The organism is Aeromonas sp. QDB39, from assembly GCF_027707585.1.
GTDB classification, from domain to species: domain Bacteria; phylum Pseudomonadota; class Gammaproteobacteria; order Enterobacterales; family Aeromonadaceae; genus Aeromonas; species Aeromonas hydrophila.
The window spans coordinates 110,871-130,531 of sequence record NZ_JAPCIV010000011.1 but is presented as its reverse complement, the minus strand read 5'-3'; the positions used below and the strand labels follow the sequence as shown (position 1 = coordinate 130,531).

16 protein-coding genes and 2 tRNA genes are annotated in these 19,661 nt (G+C 58.7%); 7 read left to right on the top strand and 11 right to left on the bottom strand.

From position 1 onward, the window contains the following. Positions 1 to 316: 316 nt before the first annotated feature. Positions 317 to 1,411, top strand: a complete 1,095-nt coding sequence (locus PG899_RS08580; RefSeq protein ID WP_103829222.1) for a hypothetical protein — start codon at positions 317 to 319, stop codon at positions 1,409 to 1,411. Beyond that, positions 1,398 to 2,093, top strand: a complete 696-nt coding sequence (locus PG899_RS08575) for a hypothetical protein (protein WP_181014970.1) — start codon at positions 1,398 to 1,400, stop codon at positions 2,091 to 2,093. The genes PG899_RS08580 and PG899_RS08575 overlap by 14 nt, the downstream gene beginning before the upstream one ends. A 155-nt stretch (positions 2,094 to 2,248) precedes the next feature. On the opposite strand, the gene PG899_RS08570 is transcribed toward PG899_RS08575, so the two are convergent. From PG899_RS08570 to PG899_RS08545, 6 genes are all read right to left on the bottom strand, one after another. Then, positions 2,249 to 3,820, bottom strand: a complete 1,572-nt coding sequence (locus tag PG899_RS08570; RefSeq protein WP_113994782.1) for an ATP-binding cassette domain-containing protein — start codon at positions 3,818 to 3,820, stop codon at positions 2,249 to 2,251. Positions 3,821 to 4,190: 370 nt separating this feature from the next. Beyond that, the gene (locus PG899_RS08565) at positions 4,191 to 4,616 is read right to left on the bottom strand and encodes a YybH family protein (protein ID WP_101613895.1); all 426 of its coding nucleotides are present in this window, start codon (positions 4,614 to 4,616) and stop codon (positions 4,191 to 4,193) included. Between the two features lie 94 nt (positions 4,617 to 4,710). After that, a complete protein-coding gene (gene thrC / locus PG899_RS08560; protein WP_158196953.1) occupies positions 4,711 to 5,985 on the bottom strand; it encodes a threonine synthase in 1,275 nt (424 codons plus the stop codon). Further along, the gene (gene thrB, locus PG899_RS08555; RefSeq protein WP_158196952.1) at positions 5,982 to 6,962 is read right to left on the bottom strand and encodes a homoserine kinase; all 981 of its coding nucleotides are present in this window, start codon (positions 6,960 to 6,962) and stop codon (positions 5,982 to 5,984) included. The genes thrC and thrB overlap by 4 nt, the downstream gene beginning before the upstream one ends. A gap of 2 nt (positions 6,963 to 6,964) precedes the next feature. After that, positions 6,965 to 9,424, bottom strand: a complete 2,460-nt coding sequence (thrA, locus tag PG899_RS08550) for a bifunctional aspartate kinase/homoserine dehydrogenase I (protein WP_029299563.1) — start codon at positions 9,422 to 9,424, stop codon at positions 6,965 to 6,967. 260 nt (positions 9,425 to 9,684) lie between these two features. Further along, positions 9,685 to 10,377 carry a tRNA/rRNA methyltransferase gene (locus PG899_RS08545; RefSeq protein WP_158196951.1) on the bottom strand — a complete coding sequence of 231 codons (693 nt, stop codon included), beginning with the start codon at positions 10,375 to 10,377 and terminating at the stop codon, positions 9,685 to 9,687. 195 nt (positions 10,378 to 10,572) lie between these two features. Here PG899_RS08545 and aceK point away from each other — a divergent pair, with 195 nt between their 5' ends. Next, complete coding sequence (gene aceK, locus PG899_RS08540; protein ID WP_158196950.1) at positions 10,573 to 12,300, top strand: bifunctional isocitrate dehydrogenase kinase/phosphatase; 1,728 nt, start codon at positions 10,573 to 10,575, stop codon at positions 12,298 to 12,300. 115 nt (positions 12,301 to 12,415) lie between these two features. Here the strand turns inward: aceK and PG899_RS08535 are convergent, their stop codons facing one another. Then, a complete protein-coding gene (locus tag PG899_RS08535; protein WP_024943684.1) occupies positions 12,416 to 12,814 on the bottom strand; it encodes an META domain-containing protein in 399 nt (132 codons plus the stop codon). A gap of 172 nt (positions 12,815 to 12,986) precedes the next feature. On the opposite strand from PG899_RS08535, the gene PG899_RS08530 reads away from it, so the two are divergent. After that, on the top strand, positions 12,987 to 13,463 hold the full coding sequence (locus PG899_RS08530; protein ID WP_039213450.1) for a hypothetical protein: 477 nt from the start codon (positions 12,987 to 12,989) through the stop codon (positions 13,461 to 13,463). Between the two features lie 5 nt (positions 13,464 to 13,468). Here the strand turns inward: PG899_RS08530 and PG899_RS08525 are convergent, their stop codons facing one another. After that, entirely contained in the window at positions 13,469 to 13,948 is a 480-nt protein-coding gene (locus PG899_RS08525) for a putative 4-hydroxy-4-methyl-2-oxoglutarate aldolase (RefSeq protein ID WP_158198345.1), read from the bottom strand. A 42-nt stretch (positions 13,949 to 13,990) separates the two neighbouring features. Further along, the gene (locus PG899_RS08520; protein ID WP_042065726.1) at positions 13,991 to 14,407 is read right to left on the bottom strand and encodes a DUF3293 domain-containing protein; all 417 of its coding nucleotides are present in this window, start codon (positions 14,405 to 14,407) and stop codon (positions 13,991 to 13,993) included. Between the two features lie 376 nt (positions 14,408 to 14,783). Between PG899_RS08520 and arcA the strand changes: the two genes are divergently transcribed. Beyond that, positions 14,784 to 15,503 (top strand): two-component system response regulator ArcA, encoded by a 720-nt coding sequence (gene arcA / locus PG899_RS08515; protein ID WP_011706824.1) that lies wholly within the window; start codon positions 14,784 to 14,786, stop codon positions 15,501 to 15,503. Between the two features lie 146 nt (positions 15,504 to 15,649). Here arcA and PG899_RS08510 read toward each other — a convergent pair. Both PG899_RS08510 and PG899_RS08505 read right to left on the bottom strand, forming a co-directional pair. Next, positions 15,650 to 15,724: transfer RNA gene (locus PG899_RS08510), tRNA-Gly, on the bottom strand. A 94-nt stretch (positions 15,725 to 15,818) separates the two neighbouring features. Further along, positions 15,819 to 15,892: transfer RNA gene (locus tag PG899_RS08505), tRNA-Gly, on the bottom strand. Positions 15,893 to 16,093: 201 nt separating this feature from the next. Between PG899_RS08505 and cydD the strand changes: the two genes are divergently transcribed. Together cydD and cydC are read left to right on the top strand one after the other, a co-directional pair. Beyond that, on the top strand, positions 16,094 to 17,863 hold the full coding sequence (gene cydD, locus PG899_RS08500; RefSeq protein ID WP_226031457.1) for a heme ABC transporter permease/ATP-binding protein CydD: 1,770 nt from the start codon (positions 16,094 to 16,096) through the stop codon (positions 17,861 to 17,863). Continuing rightward, complete coding sequence (cydC, locus tag PG899_RS08495; RefSeq protein WP_158196948.1) at positions 17,856 to 19,601, top strand: heme ABC transporter ATP-binding protein/permease CydC; 1,746 nt, start codon at positions 17,856 to 17,858, stop codon at positions 19,599 to 19,601. Before cydD ends, cydC begins: the two co-directional genes overlap by 8 nt. Positions 19,602 to 19,661 lie beyond the last annotated feature (60 nt).

The window sequence follows — 19,661 nt, the reverse complement described above, 5'->3', positions numbered from 1 at the left end:
TCTGGAAAAGGCCACTAAGCCCTACCATACAACGATTTCCAGATTTATTTCATAGTCAATCTGTGTAGGTAGTTTGTCTATCTACTAGATTTGCTATCTAAATATCAACTTCTAAATAGCGAAAACAAAATAAGATTAAAAATACCTCAAGTTAATGCCGATTCTTCAGCTCGCTCTCATTTTACAAGGGCTTTAGAAAAGTATGCTCATGAATGGGGCTACGATGATGCGGGAAGAAGTCTAAATATACATCTTGATATGATTCCATATACAAGAGAGTTCTACGATTCTGAAAACATTGGCTGGAAGAGTGTTCATGCATAAAAATTATCTATATAGCGTTACAGATAAGGCTTTATTTGACGCATTAAACACATCCAAAATCAACAACTCAGAATTGAGAGATTTATTTCTTTCACGAAGAGTTATTATTTCAATAGAAAGTAAACGAGAAGATCTATCGCGTGAGTTCTCGAAATATAATCACGACTACTATGATCATCAAAAAATAGCCAGTGCAATGGGCATTATACAACGTAAAGAAAAAGTAACTACTGGTGATTATACGACTAGAATTGATCAAGATGCTTTGGAAGAAACTCTTAATACCCTAAAAACAAAGATAACCCAAGAAAGAGACTTATGCATATGGCATGAAGATTCAAATGGTAGCTATATCATAGACATAACATATGAAACACCTGACTACACTAAATCTGAGTTTAAACAAATAGTAAAAAAAGAGGCCTGCATTACAATTGAGAAAAATGATACCGGTTATACGGTAAGATACCCAGACAACCCTAAAGTAAGAGAGTATGAAAAAATAATTCGTGAATCCCTTGTCCGAAAAGCCGAAGAAACAGACTCACCTTTCGATTTTACAAACATAAATTTAGCATCTGTTGATGATGCTATTGCGAGAACATCTTTTTTCCAAAAATTATTATATGGCATGGAGAACCATAAACCTATCGATGTGACAGATGTCTATGTATATCATCCCAAACCCTCTGATGATGACAAAGAAAGATCTGGTGAGCTAGGCATACATATTAGTAGAGCGTCATTAAAAGGCGAAGGAGTATTACAGTCAGGTGAACTTCAAGAGCTTTATGAACGAGGGTATTACATATCTAAAATTAGATGGAAATTTGAAGAGAACCTTATAGGTTCGGACATATATGAAATAGAGGCTATGTTTGGTGAACCAGAAACATTTGAAAACTTTTCTTATATAACCCGAGGCAAGTATAAATATAAGAGTCAAGGTGAATATAATAAAAACCCATCTAGATTAGATGCCAAAGAGGAGCTTGAAATATCAAAAGCCATAGAAACAACAGCTAAAAAAATAATTAATGAAATCTTGATCTCAGCTTTGGAGGAAAATTCAGATGAGTCGAAATAGATTCAGAATGTTACTAATAAACAGTAAAAAGAACACTTTCAATATACTCTCTGATTTAAAAAAAACAGGTAATGAGAATAACGATTTTACATTTTATGGATTATCGCTAAGTGAGGATGAAACTCTTTATGCCACTTACTCAGAGAAACTTGAATTTCATGAGGAAGCTTATGATCAGTTCGGAAATGTAGTCGATGAAATCTCATACATAACATATCGCAACATCAATTTTCACATTGAGACATTAGATACAAATAGAATGTTGATGGTAATTAACAACCCACCGAGTACCATTAAAAACTTTATAAGGAATTTTTCAAGCGCACTGGACTTTCAAATTGGATTCAGCACCCCTGAAATAAACTTAAAAAAATTCAAGGATATTCTTGAGCTAGAATTACAATCCAAGATCAATGGTGCAGAAAAAGTTAAAGTAAGTCAGCTAGCTATAGATAAAAATGCAAGAGCCACAATAGAAATAACTAGTACAAAAGATGCCTTCGAATCGTTAACCCAGTTAATAGCCAACAAAGAATACAAAATTGATAAGCTAAGCACCTCTATTAATATCAATAATACCACTGTAGCTTTTGAAATATCCAAGTTCTGTAGCTTGCAAATACATGAGGAACATATCAAAAAAATAATACCATCACTAAAAGACACATTAATCAAACAATAATTTTTCTGTATCTACTGCGAATAATAACTATGAGAACACCTGCTTTGTTTAGATGAGACTTACATCCTGTTCAAGAAGAGTATTATATGAGTCATAATCTAGGCCCCCCACCTTTCTGAGCCAGCCATTCCTTGGCTGGCTCACGATTTAGCCCCCTATCCCCCCAACCAATACTCCCTTTCAACCCCTACCCCGGCCATAAACTCGGGATCGTGGGAGACCAGCAGCAGGGTACCCGGGTAGTCGGCCAACACCTGAATAAGCAGCTGGCGCGAGACATGATCCAGATGGTTGTCCGGCTCGTCCAGCAGCAACAGGTCTGGCAGTTGCGCCAGCACCATCAGCAGGCCCAGTTTTAGTCGCTCGCCACCGCTCAGACCATGACAGGGCATCAGAGCGCGATCGCCGCGCAGTTTGATACCCGCCAACCGGGTTCTTGCGTCGCTCTCAGACAGTGTCGGTGCAACCGCCAGCAGATTGGCCAGCGGGCTGAGGTCTCGCGCAATCAGGCTGAGCCCCTGATCAAGACACGCCAGCCGGCCATTGATGCGAAAGCTGCCCGCCTCGGGCGCCAACTCACCGCGCAGCATTTGCAGCAGGCTCGACTTGCCGCTGCCGTTGCGACCGACCAGCAAACAACGCTCTCCCCGTTGCAGCACCAGATCTACCTGCTGATCGTGCCAGCGCCTGTGGCGCGCCGCCGTGATCACCAGCGGCTGGGCCGCCCCCTTGCGATCGCTCTCTGCCGGCCACTGCATGACAAGCGGCTGCACCGCCGCCAGTGCGGCTGCCGCCTCGGCGCGAGCCTCCAGCTGGGCACTGTGGCCCCGCTGGTGGCGATCCAGTACCTTGCCAAGGGATTTACCCGCCTGCTCTGCTTTGAAATCGAGCAGGATCTTGGCCTGGGAGCCGCGCTCGCGCCGCCCCTGGCTGGCCCGTCTGGCCGCCTGTTCGCGCACCCTTTGCACGCTGCGCGCCGCCGCCTTTTCACGGCGCTCCGCCTGCGCCAGCCGAGCGCTGCGGGCAGCCTGCAGCTCGGCCTGCTGCGCCAAAAATGCCTCAAACGAGAGGCTGGCGCTCTGCAGCCCCTGCTCGCCCAGCTCCAGAATCTGGCTGGTCTGATTGAGCAGACGCCGGTCGTGACTTACCAGCAGATAGCCACCACTGTGGCTGGCCAATCGCTGGCTCAACCACGCGATGCCACTGGCATCCAGGTGGTTGTCCGGCTCATCAAGCAGCAGAAAGTGAGCAGATCTCGCAAACAGCGCCAGCAGGCGCAAACGGGTGAGCTGGCCACCGCTCAGGGTGCTGACCGGGGTATGGGCATCGAGTCTGAGGCCAGCCTCTGCCAGCAGGTCGGCAAGATCGCTGCGCAGGTTCCAGCGATCAGCCAGCCGCTCGAAATCGTCCAGGGCGCAGCTCCCCTGCTCGATGCGCTCAAGGGCCCGCAGCGGCTCGCTCCAGCCGATCATGTCGGCCACGCTGGCTGCGTCGTCATGAGCCTGCGCGGGCGCAAACTGGGACAACCAGCTGATGGGGGTCAACCACTCGATCTTGCCAGAAGCCGCGCGGCGCTGGCCCGCCAGCAGTTCGAGCAGCAGGCTCTTGCCGATGCCGTTGCGACCGATCAGGGTGCAGCCCGCAGCGGGCAAAGTGAAGGTAAGGGGCACAGTGCAGGCGCCGAAGGGCAGTTGCAAGGCATTGATATGACATGCGATATGGGTCATCTGAACTCCTGTGGGCCAATGCGGAAGCCGCAGGCCAAGAGCCAAGCCAAATGACAGGGACACGTGTCCACAAATAGGAAAACAGCAGAGGAATCAGCATCAACCTGTCACGGTAAGACGCACCCGTTCTCCCTGGCGGGAGAGGAATCAAAAGCGGGGTGCGGACAGGTTAAATGCGCATCGGAGGAAGTACTCATACATCAAAGGAGCCAAGAGGCTAACCCGACGAGTGCGGGTTGGTCAATCACTTAACCGGACCGCCAATCCTGTTATCACAACCAGCCGTTCGAGGACTATCGCGCTCATCGGGCCACGGTTCAGGATGATCGGAAATAAAAAAACATCCCGTCCGAGATAAGTTGCCACGGCTCTAATCAGAAGAAGGCCGGACGTCGGCCCCCACCGCTGCCAGCAACGCAGTGCCATAGGAGTTGTCTATGGTGCAGCGCCACTGCCCATCGGCTTCTTTGCGAAACACATAGGTGGCGCGGCGGGTTTCCTCAGTCAGGCCCCCTTGGCCATCGGGGTAATTGAGCCGGGTCTCCATGATCACCAGCGCATTGTCGGCCCCCTCGATCACCTCCATTACCCCCTGCTCCACCTTGAGCTGCCCCTGAAAGTAATCCGAGATGGCAGTGAAGGCACGGCGGATGGCGGGAATGCCGCGCACCACCATGCCGGGCTTGACCACCAGCGCGGCGTCCTCGGCGTAGAAGGCCATCAAAGCGTCGAAATCGCGCCGGGAGATGGCGGCATCACAGGTCTCGATGAGAGTTCGAAGGGGATGCTGACTCATCTTCACTCCTTATATTGGGCGGCCTGCCCGCCCTGTCACGGATAAAAAGCAACGGATAGAAAAATCCCCCGAGCTCGGGGGATTGGCAATCAACTTAACCGAGCAGGAAGGCCCTTAGCGGGGCAAACTCCGCCGGCAGGTTGTGGGACAAGAGCGGCAGCACGGCGTGCTTGGCAAGCGGGCCGGGCAGCGGTACGTCCAGCCCCAGGATCTCGTCCACCGACTCCTTGAACTTGGCCGGATGAGCGGTGCAGAGGAACACCCCCACTTCGTCCTCAGACAGCTGTTCGCCCAGCAGATCCCAGGCAATGGCGCCGTGGGGTTCACAGAGGTAATCCAGCTCATGCAGGCGTTTCAGCGCATCGCGAGTTTGGGCATCACTGCGCATGCCAGAACCCAGGGTCTCCAGCGCCCAGCCGTTGCGACGGCACAGCTCTTCCACCCTAGGCCAGTTGTTGGGGCGGCTCACATCCATGGCGTTCGACAGGGTTGCCACTGTCTGGTGCGGATCCCACTGGCCGGTTTTCAGGTAGCGCGGCACGGTATCGTTGGCGTTGGTGGCGGCGATAAAGCGCTTCACCGGCAGCCCCAGCGCCTTGGCGATAAGGCCTGCGGTGAGGTTGCCAAAGTTGCCGGACGGCACGCTGATGACCGCCTTGGCGCGATCGGCTTTCGGCAGCTGGGCCAGCGCCTCGAAGTAGTAGCAAACCTGGGCCAGCAAGCGGCTGATGTTGATGGAGTTGGCGGAGTTCAGACCAATCGCCTTTTTCAGCTCTTCGTCATCGAAGGATTGCTTCACCAGCGCCTGACAGGCATCGAAGTCGCCGTCGATGGCGATGGTGCGGATGTTGCCCCCCAGGGTGCAGAACAGCGCCTCCTGCAGCGGGCTTATCTTGCCTTTGGGGTAGAGGATCACCACCTCGATCCCCTCCAGCCCGTAGAAGGCGTGGGCCACGGCGGCGCCGGTGTCACCGGAGGTGGCGGTGAGGATGGTGATCTTGTCGTTGGTACGGAACGCAGCCAAACACTGGGCCATAAAGCGGCCGCCGAAATCCTTGAACGCCAGGGTCGGGCCGTGGAACAGCTCGAGGGCATAGGTGCCATCCTTGAGCTTCACCAGCGGCGCCGGGAAGGTGAAGGCGGCCTTGACCAGTTCGTGTACCTTGGGCGCGGGCACTTCGTCCCCCAGCAGGTGGCTGAGGATGCGGGCGGAACGCTCCACCAGCGGCAGATCCAGCAGAGCATCGACGTCGGCCAACGGCTCGAGCTGCTCGGGGAAGAACAGACCCTGTTCGCGGCCCAGACCCTGACGCACCGCCTGGGCGAAGCTCACCTGTTCACTCTTGTCCTTGATATTGTAAAGATTCATAGCTCGCTTCCTGTTACCCGTGCCCCGGCCATGTCGAGTTTGCAAACCCGGGCAAATCCATCTTCGTTCTGCACGAAATGTGCGTCCATCCAATCTTTCATCCGCTCGGCCTGGGCCAGATCCTTCATCACCACGAACACGCTGGGGCCGGAGCCCGAGATGCCGGTGGCCAGCGCCCCGTTCTGGGCGGCCTGGGCCCGCACCTCGGCAAAACCTTCAATGAGCGCCGCGCGGTAGGGCTCGGCAATCACGTCTTTCAATACGCTCGCCGCCAGCCCCTCCTGCCCGGTGTAGCTGGCGTGCACGAAGGCGGCCAGCCGGCGGCCATAGGTGAGGCAATCCTGCCGGCGATACTGGGCCGGCAAAATGGCGCGGGCAGCGGCGGTGGAGACCACTGTGCCCGGATAGCAGACCACCCAGTACCACTGCTCAAACACCGGAATGCCCTGGCTGATGACGCCGTGCTCTTCCAGCACCAGCTGCATGCCGCCCAGATAGCAGGGGGCGACGTTGTCGTAGTGGACGGAGCCGGAGATCTTGCCTTCCATCTCCCCCATCAACAGCAGCAGGTCATGTTCATTGAGGGGCGCGCCGTGAAAAGCGTTCAGCCCTTCCAGTGCCGCCACCACGCTGCAGGCGCTGGAACCCAGACCCGAGCCCACCGGCAGGTTCTTCTCCAGCACCATCTCGAGCGGCTTGAGTGTCAGGCCGCACTTCTCCAGTGCCTCGCCATAGGCGAGCCAGCAGTCATGGAGGATGTTCTTTTTCGGGTCAGCCGGCAACTTGTGGGCGTAACGGCCCACGGAGGAGAGAGCAAACGGCACATCGGCCGCCTTGACCTGGACGCGATCCCCGAGCAGGGAGCCATCCACGGGGGCGAGCGCCGCCCCCAATACATCGAATCCCACGCTCAGGTTGGCGCTGGAGGCGGGGGCATAGGCCACCACGCTGCCGCTCTGGTACATGTCTGAACTCATGCTTACAACTCCTGCTTCCAGTTCTGGGTGCGCAGCACGTCGGCAAAGACGCCCGCGGCGGTCACTTCGGTACCGGCGCCATAGCCGCGCAGCACCAGCGGGATCGGCTGGTAGTAGGTAGAGAAGAAGGCGAGCGCGTTTTCCCCGTCTTTGACCTTGAACAGCGGCTCGTCGGCGCCGACCGCCTTGATGGCGACCTTGCACTTGCCACCCTCGATGGAACCCACGTAGCGCAGCACTTTGCCGTCACGCTGGGCGGCCGCAAACTGGTCGCGGAACCAGCCGTCAGCCTCCGGCAGGCGGGCCATGAAGGCTTCCACATCGCCGCTCACATCAAAACCGGGCGGCAATGCCTGCTCTACCTCCACGTCGGAGAGCTCCAGCGCCATGCCGGCCTCACGGGCCAGGATCAGCAGCTTGCGGGCCACGTCCATGCCGTTGAGATCGTCGCGCGGATCCGGCTCGGTAAAGCCGTTGCCACGGGCAATCTTGGTGGCGTCGGAGAAGGCCATCCCCTCATCCAGCTTGCCGAAGATAAAGGAGAGCGAACCGGACAGCACGCCGTCGAAGGCGCGCAGCTTGTCGCCGGCCTTGATCAGGTTCTGCAGGTTCTCGATGACCGGCAGGCCGGCGCCCACGTTGGTCTCGTACAAGAACTTGCGACGGGTCTGGCGGGCGGTGCGGCGCAGCGCCTTGTAGTAATCGAGCGACCCTGTGTTGGCCTTCTTGTTCGGGGTGACCACGTGGAAACCGGCGGCGAGGAAGTCGGCGTACTGGACGGCGATGGCCTCGCTGGAGGTGCAATCGACGATCACCGGGTTGATGAGGTGGCTCTCTTCCACCAGCTTTTGTACCGCTTCCAGGCTGAAGCTGTCACGGGCTTCCACCAGCTGTTCACGCCAGTTGGCGAGGTTCAGCCCATCCTTGTTGACCGCCATCTGGCGGCTGTTGGCGATGCCCACCACCCGCAGGCCGGTGCCCTGCTCGGCCAATACCGGCTGCTGGCGGGCAATCTGATCCACCAGGGCCGCGCCGACACCGCCGACGCCGACCACGAACAAGTCGATGAACTGCTGGCTGCCGAAGAAGTTCTGGTGGCAGGCCTTGATGGCTTCGGCCACCTTACGATCCCGCACCACCGCAGAGATGGAGCGCTCGCTCGAACCCTGGGCGATGGCAACGATGTTGATGGAAGCCTGGGCCAGCGAGGTGAAGAAGCGGGCCGCCATCCCCTTGCTGGTACGCATGCCGTCACCGATGAGAGAGATGATCGCCAGATCCTGCATGATTTCAAGCGGATCCAGCAGTTGGTTCTTGAATTCGAGCTCGAATTCGCGCTCCAGCACCTTGCGGGTCTTGTCGCAGTCATAGCTGTGGATACAGAAGCTGACACTGTACTCGGAGGATGACTGGGTGATGAGGACGATGCTGACCCCGGCGCGGGAGACGGCGGAGAAGATGCGGCCGGCCATGCCCACCATCCCCTTCATGCCGGGGCCGGAGACGTTGAACATGCACATGCCGGAGAGATCCGAGATGGCCTTCACTTTCAGGTCGTCATCCCCCTGCTCGACGCCGATGAGGGTGCCCGGCCCCTGCGGGTTGAAGCTGTTCTTGATGAGGCAGGGAATGTGGAACTGGGCCACCGGCGCGATGGTTTTCGGGTGCAGTACCTTGGCACCGAAGTAGGAGAGCTCCATCGCCTCCTTGTAGGAGAGGGTTTTCAGTAAGTAAGCGTCCGGCACCAGGCGCGGGTCGCAGTTGTAGCAGCCCTCGACGTCGGTCCAGATCTCGCAGCACTCGGCATCGACGCAGGCGGCCAGCACGGCTGCGCTGTAGTCAGAGCCGTTACGACCCAGCAGCACGGTCTCACCCTTGTCGCTGCCGCCGGTGAAGCCCGGCATCAGGTAGAGGCAGTCGGAGCGCAGGCCCTTGGCGGCAAAACGCAGGCGGGAGGCTTCGATGTCGACGTGAGCCTCCAGATAACCGCCGTCGGTCACCAGCAGCTGTTCCGGCACTATGATGTCCAGCTCGAGGCCGCGCACCCGCAGCAGCTCGTGCATGAAGGCGATGGAGAGGTTCTCGCCCCGGCTCAGGATGCGGGCCTGCACGTTGTCCGGGCAGAGCCCCAGCAGGCGGATGCCCTGCATCAGTCGCTCCACCTGATCCAGTTCGCTGGTGAGACGAGCCTGCAGCGCCTTGTCATCCAGCGCCGGATAGGCTGCCTTCAAGCCGGCCAAGAGGCGGGAGAAGATGCCGTTGATCTCGAACAAGGTGCTGCTGGCATCCATGCCGCGGCTGGTCTGTTCCACCAGAGCCACCAGGTGGTTGGTCACCTTGGCCGGTGCCGACAGCACCAGGGCAACCTGGGATTGGCCGTGGGTATTCACCGCGATATCGGCGACCCGTAAAAAACGCTCTGCATCGGCCAGTGACGACCCGCCAAACTTCAACACTCTCATCGCTTTCTCTCCCTGTGATCTTTGCAAATTTGCCCGAAAATGGTTCTGAAAATCATCCAACAAAAAGGCCCGTACTGGGTGGGTACGGGCCTTTTCTGATTTCTGTGCTTGTTCGTCAGCGCATCAACCGGCCCCAGTGCCACCTGTGGTGGTACCGGTAATAATGGTGGTGGTGATGACGTTGGTGAATAACTGCATGACGAACACTCTTGAACGAAGCTGGCTTTTAGCAATACCGCGCCGGGCGCAGGGCTGTCAACCTAAACCTCTTTGCCAAGTTTGCGGGCAAGGTCTTTGCAGAGCAGGTGGAGCATATTCAAATCCCGCTGCGGCAGCATGGGCACTCGGTCCATCACCCATTGATGCAGTTTTTCATCCTGCGAAACTCCGAGCTCACCGAGAATTTCTGCTGTTTTGCTTTTCAGCACCCGAACCTGTCCGGCGTTATCAACATTTTCTGCTATCACCTCGGGCTCATCGAGCAACTGGCTCAGTTCGTAGGCGTACAGCATGATCGCCTGCCCCAGGTTCAGGGACGGGTAGCTCACCTTGAGCGGCAGATAGCTGATGAGGTCGACCTGGGCCAGCTGCTCGTTGGAGAGCCCCGACTCCTCGCAGCCAAACACGATGGCGACCTTGTCCAGCGACGGCTTGGCCTTGATCTGGTCGCGGATCTCGGCCGGGGTGAGGTAGTGCTGATAACGGCCGCGCTGGCGGGCGGTGGTGGCCACCACCAGATCCATGTCGGCCAGCGCCTCTTCCAGGGTGTCGAATGCCTCGGCCTGGGTCAGGACCTCCTGCGCACCGTGGGCCACCCAGCTCGCCTCCTCCTCTTCGTGCACCCGGCTTGCCACCAGTCGCATGGCATCAAAGCCCATGGTTTTCATGGCGCGGGCGGCAGCGCCCACGTTGGCCGGGCGGGCGGGGGCCACCAGCACAAAATAGAGTTTCATCGGGTTTTCTCCTGGGCAGGGCCGAACGCGCAAACGGCAGCGGATCATCGGCAAAACAGGGGCGCAATCTACCGTTTTCACCCGAAAATTGCCACTTGAACAGACGTTTGAATGTTGCCATAGTGGCCGGGAATGTGAACAAATTGCAGCCAATCCCAGGCGCCATCGGCCCGACAGATCACAAGGAAGAGAGAGATGCAGCAGCCATTGGAACAGGCCGTCGCCGAGACGATTCTGCAACGCTTCGAGTCGTTTTACAGCCGATTTCTCGAAATCACCCAGGGCAGCAAGAGTCGCTTCGAGAACAGCGACTGGCTCGGGGTGCAGCTCGCCGGGCGCGAGCGCATTCGCCTCTACGATCACCACGTCGGCGCCACCACGGCGCTGATCAAGCAGATGATGGGGGCGACCCTGCCGAGCCAGGCCCTGCTCAAGCAGGTGAAGGGGGCGTTCAGCGATCTGCTGCCCAAGTGCGAGAACTTCGAGGTGGCGGAGTCCTTCTTCAACTCCGTCTATCGCCGCATCTTCCGCCATCGCAACATTCGCGACGAGAACCTCTACATCCATCCGTTTCGCAGCCGGGGAGAACACCCCGACCTGAGCGCCCTGCTGCGCATCTATCGCACCGATCTCGCCCACCTGCCGCAGACCCTGAGCCAGCTGCTGGGAGATTACAGCTTCACCCTGCCCTATGAGGACAAACAGCGGGATATTGTCGACATCCAGCGTCATCTTGCCGAGAACGGGCCGGTCATCCTGCACCATGAACCGTTCGCCATCGAGCTGCTCAAGGAGGTGTTCTACCGCAACAAGGGCGCCTATCTGGTGGGGCTGATCCGGGTCAAGGGGCAGGTTTTTCCCTTCATTCTGCCGCTGCTCAGTACCGGCCAGAGCATCTATGTGGACACCGTCATCTTCGAGCCTGAGCTGGCCTCCATCGTGTTCGGCTTCGCCCGCGCCTACTTTATGGTCTATGCCCCCGTGCCGGCGCTGTTCGTGCTGTTTCTGCGCCAAATCATGCCCCACAAGCCCGATTACGAGATCTACAACGCCATCGGTTGCCAGAAGCACGGCAAGACCGAGCTCTATCGCCACTACCAGCAGCACCTGGCCCAGAGCCGGGAACAGTTCGTCATCGCCCCCGGCATCAAGGGGATGGTGATGAGCGTGTTTACCCTCCCCTCCTATGACGTGGTGTTCAAGGTGATCAAAGACGAGTTCACGCCCCCCAAGGACGTGAGCCACGAGCAGGTGAAGGCGAAGTACCGGTTGGTAAAGCAGCACGACCGGGTGGGCCGCATGGCCGATACCCAGGAGTTCACCAACTTCGAGTTTCCCCTCGATCGCATCTCGCCCGAACTGCTGGCCGAGCTCAAGACGGTGGCACCATCTGCGCTGACCCTCACCGACGACAAGCTGGTGATCAAGCACCTCTACACCGAGCGCAAGATGATCCCGCTCAACCTCTATCTGGACAAGGCGGACGAACAGCAGACCCGGCTCGCGCTGGAGGAGTACGGCAACGCCATCAAGCAGCTGGCGGCGGCCAACATCTTCCCGGGCGATATGCTGTTCAAGAACTTCGGCGTCACCCGCCACGGACGGGTGGTGTTCTACGACTACGACGAGATCTGCTACATGACGGAGTGCAACTTCCGCCAGATCCCGCCGCCCCGTTACCCCGAGGACGAATGGAGCGCAGAACCCTGGTATTCAGTCGCCCCCAACGACATCTTCCCCGAGGAGTTCGCCACCTTTTTGCTGCAAAAACCCCAGGTGCGCGAAATCATGATGCAGCTGCACAAGGAGCTGTTCGATGCCAACTACTGGAAGATGCTGCAGAGCAACATCAAGGAGGGGGTATTCGAGGATGTCTATCCCTACCGGCGCAAGAAGCGCTTCAAGTTTCAGCGGGGGGGCTAGCCTATCCGGGAGCCCAGTTGCAAAAGGGAGTGCAAATAGCAAAAGGGACGCCGAGGCGTCCCTTTTGCGTTGAGCTGTCAGCTCGCGCTACGACAGTCCCTGACAAAACCGTCAGTTACTTGGCGGCAGGCATGGCGTCGAAGGTAAGCAGCGCCGCCTTGTTGGCGTCGCTCAATACCAGCTGCTGACCGCTGATCTGGAAGCTCGCCACTTTCTCCAGCTTCTGCAGATAGAGCATCTCCTTGCCAGCCAGATCGCCCATGCACATCATGCGGGTCGAACCCATGGGGCCCAGCGCCAGCACACCGTCACCCTGCTGGGTGATGGCGCCGAAATAGCGGTTGCAGCCACCCTTGCCCGCGACCTTGTCACCGGCGACTTGCAGGGTGAAGGTGTCGCCGCTCGCCCCTTGCAGTTGCCAGGTGGAAGCTTGCAGTTGAGTCAGCTTGGAACCAGTTGCCATGGCGCAGCCTCCCAGGGCCAGTACGGCCAGCAGAGTCAGTTTTTTGTTCATGGGTTCACCTCTTGATATCAGCAAAATAGGGGAAGAAACATGGTGATGGGGGCCTGTGTACCATGAGAGCGGAGCAAATCAAAACTGTTTTATTGTGATCGGGGTTCCCTTTACTACCAGCTGGCATGTGCCATGCTTGTATTCCTGTTCCGGACCCAGGGAGGGGAAAAGAATGGTCAAATCATCCGTCATCGCACTCGTCTCATGCCTCAGCCTTACCGCCCAGGCCGCCGACTGGGATTTCCTCAAGAACGACGCCAACAGCCAGCTCTACGTCAAGAGTTACTCCGGCGTGCTGCTCGACAATCAGGCTCATCACAACGACAGTTTCGATCTCTGGCTCATCAATACCGGCTATCAGTATCCGCTGCACGATGGCGTCAGCCTCTACATGGAAGCAGGCCCGGCCGTCGGCCCCAGCAGCGAGCAATCCGGCTACAACCTGAGCTCGGGGGTGCGCTATCAGCTCTCCCCCATGCTCAACATCGGCAGCCAGCTCAAACAGCTGGAAGTGAACAAGCCCAGCACCCTGCTGGAGCTCAACACCAGCCTGCTGTTGACCCCGCAACTGGCCATCACCGCCAACTACGGCGTCAGCGCCTTTAGCACCGAACAATCCCTCAGCGTCGGGGTCGGTTTCAACTTCTAGCTGGGTCAGATCAGCCGGGTGGCGCTCACCAGCACGCCGTTGAGATCGGCGTAGACGTAGTCACCCGGATGTATGGTCACCCCGGCAAACGACACTACGGCATCCAGTTCCCCTTGCCCCCGCTTCTCGGTTTTGACCGGACAGGGCGCCAATGCCTTGACCCCCAGCGCCAGTGTCGCCAGCGTACCCACATCGCGCACGGCGCCGTAAATCACGATGCCTTCCCAGCCCTGCTCCGCCGCCTTGATCGCCAGCTGATCGCCGAGCAGGGCGCGGCGCAGGGAGCCACCGCCATCGATCACCATCACCTGCCCCTGCCCGGGTCGGTTGACCAGCTCCCGCACCAGGCTGTTGTCCTCGTAACAGGAGAGGGTGACTGCCTGGCCGTGAAACAGCGCCTTGCCACCAAAATCTTGAAACAGCGGCTCCGCCACCTGCAGGGCATCGCCGTACTCGTCACAGAGATCGGGCAGTAGATCCAGCATCATAAGTCTCCTTCCATGGACATGAATTCGCTCATTCTTTCATCAAGCAGAGCCCCTGACAATCCAGTGGGATTCAATTTTGCCCAGATGGTGTGGCTCTCCCGCCAGCAACACCGGCAGCAGCCACAGTTCCCCCTGTTCCACCCAGTAGATGGCATTCTGGCCAAAGCGGGCCGCCAGCCGGATGGCCTCGCTGCGCGTGGAGGCCAGCAGCAGCGACGACTCCTGCCAGCTTTCATCCAGCGAACTGCCCCGGCAGGGCCCCATCACCTGCCAGCGAGGAACCGCCGCAATGGCCCGCCACAGGGCCCGCTGACGGCGGGTATTGCGACGCATTCCCAGCTGGCGACTGGCAGGATTCCAGGCCGTCACAATGGCGTAGGCAGGCCATTTCGGCGCCGAAAAGGGTGCAATAAAGCAGATTTTTCTGTAGTTTTCCCACAAATTCATGTCAACCACATGTTACATTCCATTACATTTTATAGGGGCGAAAATGGGGGCAACCCCAAGTATCATGCTGTGAACTCAGGGTTTGACCTATATCAAACCAGAGTTAAAAAGTTGCTATCTGACGGCAAAGAGTGTTGTTATGCGCCTGTTAACTGATAAAATGCAGCCACTTTTGTAATGGACTACCTTTCCAGGCTTCTCTCGATCAGACTTATTGAGAGCCTATGTGTGGCACAGGGATGTTTGCCAACGCTGATGCCAAATTCGCGATAATCCGACCTGACATTCATACCCAGGATGACGTAATAAATTTTCAGGACCGGTCGGGTAACGCCAAAGAGTGTTAAAATTTAGATAACTAACTGATAAGAATCTGGGAATACTCATGCAAACACCACACATTCTGATCGTCGAAGACGAACTGGTCACTCGCAATACCCTGAAAAGCATCTTCGAGGCAGAGGGCTATATCGTGCTCGAAGCCAACAATGGCGATGAGATGCATCAGGCTCTGACTTCCCACACCATCAATCTGGTGATCATGGACATCAACCTGCCGGGCAAGAATGGCCTGCTGCTGGCACGCGAGCTGCGTGAGGACGACAACATCGCCCTGATGTTCCTGACCGGTCGTGACAACGAAGTGGACAAGATCCTGGGTCTGGAGATCGGTGCTGACGATTACATCACCAAACCGTTCAACCCCCGTGAGCTGACCATCCGTGCCCGCAACCTGCTGAGCCGTACCATGAACGTGGCCGCCGGTGGCGAAGAGAAGAAGCTGGTGGAGCGTTACCTGTTCAACGGCTGGGCACTGGACATCAACAGCCGCGCCCTGGTCAGCCCGGCTGGCGACATGTTCAAGCTGCCGCGCTCCGAATTCCGCGCCATGCTGCACTTCTGCGAAAACCCAGGCCAGATCCAGACCCGTGCCGAGCTGCTCAAGAAGATGACCGGCCGTGAGCTCAAGCCCCACGACCGTACCGTGGATGTCACCATCCGCCGCATCCGCAAGCACTTCGAGAGCGTCAACGACACCCCCGAGATCATCGCCACCATCCACGGCGAAGGCTATCGCTTCTGCGGTGAGCTGGAGCAGGAGTAATCCTCCCTCCTCCCGAGTTGAAAAGGCGCCGATGGCGCCTTTTCCATTTCCGCGCCTTTCAGGGTGGCCGAGCTGGCACTATCGCCTGCATCAAAAAACAGACAACAAAAAGCCCACTCGCAGGAGTGGGCTTTTTGCATGAAGGCTGGAGCGGGCAGCGGGAATCGAACCCGCATCATCAGCTTGGAAGGCTGAGGTAATAGCCATTATACGATGCCCGCCTGGCATCAAAACTTGCTTGGTGTGATGGGGAAACCCCACGACAGACAGCCGTTTCGGCTGAGGTGACAACGGCCTTGACCGTTATCTGGAATTTGGAGCGGGTGATGGGAATCGAACCCACGTATGCAGCTTGGGAAGCTACCGTTCTACCATTGAACTACACCCGCGTCAGGGCCTCTACTATATGCATTTTGCCGCCGAGCGCAATCACCTCGATACGGTTTTTTACCGTAAATCAATCTGTTCGACCAACTAATGAGCAGCGAGCCGCTTTTTCAATCAACCGTTTTCACAAGCCGGAATTTACAAGGTTGCCAAGCCTGGGGGGCGAGGATAGTCTTGCGCCACTCGACGCGAGGATGGTGGTAATGGATAAAAAAACGCAAAAACGACTCTATGGCTGGTTGCGCAATCAATCGAGCCACGGCCGGCGCTGGATCGGCCTCTCCATCGGCTTTGGCCTGGGTCAGGGCATCCTGATGGTGGCACAGGCCTGGCTGCTGGCCACCCTGCTGCACGGTTTCATCATCGAGGGCACCACGCCGGCGCAATCCATTCCCCTCTTCATCGCCCTGCTGCTGGTCACCCTCGGCAAGGCGGTGCTGGCCTATGGCCGTGAAGTAGCCAGCTTCAAGGCTGGCAGCGCGGTGCGCCAGGCCATCCGCGAGCTGGTACTCACCCGCCTCGGCCGGTTGGGACCGGCCTACATCCAGCGTCGACCGGCCGGCAGCTGGGCCAGCCTGCTGCTGGAGCAGATTGAAAACATGCAGGATTTCTTCTCCCGCTATCTGCCGCAGATGGCGATTGCCGTGTTCATTCCGGTGGTGATCCTGGTGGCCGTGTTCCCGGTCAACTGGGCCGCCGGCCTGATCCTGCTGGGCACGGCGCCCCTCATTCCCCTCTTCATGATCCTGGTGGGGGTCGGCGCCGCCGATGCCAACCGCCGCAACTTCCAGGCGCTGGCCCGTCTCTCCGGCCACTTCCTCGATCGCCTGAAGGGGCTGCGCACCCTGCAGCTCTTCATGCGCACCCAGGCGGAAGGGGATGCCATTCGCGATGCGTCGGAAGATTTTCGCGAACGCACCATGGAGGTGCTGCGTCTTGCCTTCCTCAGTACCGCCGTGCTGGAGTTCTTCGCCGCCCTCTCGGTGGCGCTGGTGGCCGTCTACTTCGGTTTCTCCTATATCGATCACCTGAACTTCGGCCACTATGGCAGCAAAGTTACCCTGTTTACCGGCCTGTTCGTGCTGTTTCTGGCCCCCGAGTTCTACGCTCCGCTGCGCGAACTCGGCGCCCACTACCACGCCAAGGCGCAGGCCATCGGCGCCGCCGAACAGCTGCTGGAGTTTCTCGAAGCCGAGGTGACGGAACCCGCCTCAGGCCATGCGCCCTTCCATGCCGACGCCCCCATCAAGGTAGAAGCCAAAAGCCTTGAAGTGCTGAGCGCCGAGGGCAAGGTGCTGGTCGGCCCCATCGACTTCACCCTGGCGTCCGGCTCGCGCACCGCCCTCATCGGCATCAGCGGCGCCGGCAAGAGCTCGCTGGTCAACGCCCTGCTCGGCTTTGCCCCCTATCGCGGCGAGCTCAAGGTCAACGGCCAGGAGCTGGCCAGCCTCGACATGAGCCAGTGGCGCCGCCAGCTGGGGTGGCTCTCCCAGAACCCGCAGCTGTTCCACGCCTCGCTGCGCGACAACTTGCTGCTGGCCAACCCCGCGGCCAGTGACAGCGAACTGGAGGAGGCCCTGAAACGGGCTCAAGCGTGGGAGTTTGTCATGGAGAAGGGGCTCGACTATGCGGTGGGGGATCAGGCCGGCGGCCTCTCGGTCGGCCAGGCCCAGCGCCTCGCCCTGGCTCGAACCCTGCTCAAGTCCACCCAGTTGATGGTGCTGGACGAGCCGACCGCCAGCCTGGATCGTCACTCCGAGCGTGCCATCATGACCACGCTCGAACAGGCCGCCGCAGGCCAGACCCTGCTGATGATCACCCACCGCATCGACCAGCTCACCAAGATGGACCAGATCCTGGTGCTGGAGCGCGGCAAGCTGGTGGAGCAAGGCAGCTTCCAGCAACTGAGTACTGCGCAGGGGCCGTTTGCCCGCCTGCTCTCCCAACGTAACGAGGGTTCTCTCGATGACTGATCTCTTGCCGTTTCTGCGCCTCTATCGCCAGCACTGGCTGAGCCTCTCCCTCGGCCTGCTGCTGGCCCTGGTGACCCTGGTCGCCGGGATGGGACTGCTGTCGCTCTCCGGCTGGTTCCTCTCCGCCGCCGCCGTTGCGGGGATGGCGGTCGCCAGTCGCGACACCTTTAACTACATGACGCCGGCTGGCGGGGTACGCTTCTTCTCCATCATCCGCACCGCCGGCCGCTGGGGTGAGCGGGTGGTGAGCCACGACGCCACCTTCCGGGTGCTGACCCGGCTGCGGGTCTGGTTCTGGCAAAAGCTCTCGCCGCTCTCCACCGGTGCCCTGGCAGGCTTTCGCCAGGCGGACCTGCTCAACCGGCTGGTGGCCGACATCGACGCCATGGACCACGTCTACCTGCGGCTGGTCACCCCAATCGGTGCGGCCCTGCTCAGCACCGCCGGCTTGGTGTTCTTCCTCTCGCTGTTCGATGCCGACCTGGCCCTGATACTGGGCGCCATCCTGCTGTTCGGCATGCTGGCCCTGCCGCTGGTGTTCTACTTCCTGGGCCGCCAGCCTGGCCGCCAGCTGATCGCCGAGAAGTCCAACCTGCGTACCCGTCTGGTGGACTATCTGGACGGCCAGGCCGAACTGCAGATGTTTGCCGCCGCCCCCCGGGCGCGCGACGAGCTGCAGCAGGCCGAACAGGCGCTGATCCAGGCCCAGGCCCGCATGGCCCGGGTGAGCGGGCTGGCCAACTGCTCGGTGCAACTGCTGAGCGGCTGGACCCTCACCCTGATGCTGTGGCTGGCCGGTCACGGGGTAGCAGGCGCCGCGCCGGATCCCATCACGGCGCTGATGGTGTTCGCCACCCTGGCCAGCTTCGAGGCGCTGATGCCGCTGGCCGGCGCCTTCCAGCACCTCTCCACCAGCCTCACCTCGGCCCGCCGCCTCAACGAGATCCTGCAGGAGGCCAAGGCCCCCGAGTGGGGCCACGAAGAACGCCACGCGCCACAGGGGGCGCTGCAGATAAACGACCTCTATTTCAGCTACCCAGGCAACCCGCAGCCGGTGCTGCGTGGCTGCACACTGCAGTTGCAGGCCGGTGAAAAGCTGGCGCTGCTGGGCCAGACCGGCTGCGGCAAATCGACCCTGATGGGACTGCTGACCCGCGAATGGAACCCGCAGGCCGGCAAGATCCTGCTCGATGGCAAGCCGCTCACCGACTACAGCGAAGGGGCACTGCGCGCCTCCCTCTCGGTGGTGAGCCAGCGGGTGCACCTGTTTGCCGATACCCTGCGCGGCAACCTCAAGCTGGCCGCCCCCCATGCCAGTGACGAGCAGCTGGTGCAGGTGCTGACCCAGGTCGGCCTTGCCAATCTGCTGGAAGATGACAACGGCCACAGCGACAGCGGGCTCGATGCCTGGCTGGGGGATGGCGGCCGGCCGCTCTCCGGTGGCGAGCGCCGCCGCATCGGCATCGCCCGCGCCCTGCTGCACGACGCGCCGCTCTGGCTGCTGGATGAGCCGACCGAGGGGCTCGACAGCCAGACCGAGCGGGAGATCATGGATCTGCTGTTCAAGCTGGGGGCGGATCGCACCCTGCTGCTCATCTCCCACCGTTTGCTGGGGCTGGAGCAGATGGACCGGATCGCCCTGATGGAAGAGGGGCAGATCCGCCTCTGCGCCCCCCATCAGACGCTGCTGGCGGACGACTACTACCGCAGCCTGCATCAGCGGCTGGCGCCGGCCTGATGAGCAACGAGAGAGGGGCGCCCGATGCGCCCCTCTCTCATGACAGCAGGCCAGTCATCT

Excerpts from the sequence above, each read along its gene's own strand:
- PG899_RS08580 (WP_103829222.1), top strand. The coding sequence starts at position 317 with ATGCATAAAAATTATCTATATAGCGTTACAGATAAGGCTTTATTTGAC.
- PG899_RS08575 (WP_181014970.1), top strand. The coding sequence starts at position 1,398 with ATGAGTCGAAATAGATTCAGAATGTTACTAATAAACAGTAAAAAGAAC.
- PG899_RS08570 (WP_113994782.1), bottom strand. The coding sequence starts at position 3,820 with ATGACCCATATCGCATGTCATATCAATGCCTTGCAACTGCCCTTCGGC.
- PG899_RS08565 (WP_101613895.1), bottom strand. The coding sequence starts at position 4,616 with ATGAGTCAGCATCCCCTTCGAACTCTCATCGAGACCTGTGATGCCGCC.
- thrC (WP_158196953.1), bottom strand. The coding sequence starts at position 5,985 with ATGAATCTTTACAATATCAAGGACAAGAGTGAACAGGTGAGCTTCGCC.
- thrB (WP_158196952.1), bottom strand. The coding sequence starts at position 6,962 with ATGAGTTCAGACATGTACCAGAGCGGCAGCGTGGTGGCCTATGCCCCC.
- thrA (WP_029299563.1), bottom strand. The coding sequence starts at position 9,424 with ATGAGAGTGTTGAAGTTTGGCGGGTCGTCACTGGCCGATGCAGAGCGT.
- PG899_RS08545 (WP_158196951.1), bottom strand. The coding sequence starts at position 10,377 with ATGAAACTCTATTTTGTGCTGGTGGCCCCCGCCCGCCCGGCCAACGTG.
- aceK (WP_158196950.1), top strand. The coding sequence starts at position 10,573 with ATGCAGCAGCCATTGGAACAGGCCGTCGCCGAGACGATTCTGCAACGC.
- PG899_RS08535 (WP_024943684.1), bottom strand. The coding sequence starts at position 12,814 with ATGAACAAAAAACTGACTCTGCTGGCCGTACTGGCCCTGGGAGGCTGC.
- PG899_RS08530 (WP_039213450.1), top strand. The coding sequence starts at position 12,987 with ATGGTCAAATCATCCGTCATCGCACTCGTCTCATGCCTCAGCCTTACC.
- PG899_RS08525 (WP_158198345.1), bottom strand. The coding sequence starts at position 13,948 with ATGCTGGATCTACTGCCCGATCTCTGTGACGAGTACGGCGATGCCCTG.
- arcA (WP_011706824.1), top strand. The coding sequence starts at position 14,784 with ATGCAAACACCACACATTCTGATCGTCGAAGACGAACTGGTCACTCGC.
- cydD (WP_226031457.1), top strand. The coding sequence starts at position 16,094 with ATGGATAAAAAAACGCAAAAACGACTCTATGGCTGGTTGCGCAATCAA.
- cydC (WP_158196948.1), top strand. The coding sequence starts at position 17,856 with ATGACTGATCTCTTGCCGTTTCTGCGCCTCTATCGCCAGCACTGGCTG.